1 protein-coding gene is annotated in these 1,106 nt (G+C 45.9%); it reads right to left on the reverse strand.

Features of this window, described 5'->3' with window-relative positions; all coding sequences use genetic code 11:
- Positions 1-1,106 (reverse strand): dihydropteroate synthase (locus R7Z41_RS24220; protein WP_318141666.1); only part of this gene is annotated, 1,106 nt, incomplete at both ends.

Here is a 1,106-nt window from a genome sequence, read left to right on the forward strand (position 1 = left end):
AGCTTGCTTCATCACACGTGCTGATTTCACGACTTGAGGTAAGAACATCTTACCTTCACCAAATAGGTCCCCCACCACGTTCATGCCATCCATCAAAGGACCTTCAATCACTTCAAGTGGTTTTGCCGCATTCACACGTGCTTCTTCAGTGTCTGCAACGATGAACTCTGTGATCCCTTTAACTAACGCATGCTCTAAACGTTTTGCGACAGGCCAAGTTCGCCACTCAAGCGCAGAGGCATCTTCTTCTTTGCCAACGCCTTTATCTGCGTACTCAGCCGCGATATCCAACAATCTTTCTGTAGCGTCATCTCGACGGTTAAGCACAACGTCTTCTACCGCTTCTCGTAGTTTTTCCGGAACGTTGTCATAAATTTCAAGTTGACCCGCGTTTACGATCCCCATATCCATACCATTTTTAAAACAGTGATAGAGGAATACAGCATGGATAGCTTCACGAACGTAGTTATTGCCACGGAAAGAGAAAGAAACATTCGACACGCCTCCGGAAATCATCGCGTGTGGCAAATCGCGCTTGATGTCCGCTACAGCTTCAATGAAATCAACAGCATAGTTGTTGTGCTCATCAATACCCGTTGCGACGGCAAAAATGTTCGGGTCAAAAATAATGTCTTCTGGCGGGAAGCCAACTTCGTCTACCAAAATACGATAAGCATTTGTACAGATTTCTAGCTTGCGCGCGCGCGTTTCTGCCTGACCAACCTCATCGAATGCCATGACGATCACAGCAGCGCCATAACGACGGATCAGTTTAGCTTGCTCAACAAATTTCTCTTTGCCTTCCTTCAAAGAGATAGAGTTCACAATACCTTTACCTTGAATGCATTTCAGACCCGCTTCAATCACTTCCCATTTGGAAGAGTCGACCATGATTGGCACTTTGGAGATTTCTGGTTCTGAGGCACATAGGTTTAGAAAACGCACCATACAAGCCTGTGCGTCTAACATCCCCTCATCCATGTTGATGTCGATGATTTGGGCACCATTTTCAACTTGCTGACGCGCGACTTCTAATGCTTCGTCATACTGTTCTTCTTTGATCAAACGTTTAAAGCGAGCAGAACCTGTGACGTTAGTTCGCTCAC

This window comes from Vibrio sp. 1457 (assembly GCF_033340195.1).
Classification (GTDB): domain Bacteria; phylum Pseudomonadota; class Gammaproteobacteria; order Enterobacterales; family Vibrionaceae; genus Vibrio; species Vibrio alginolyticus.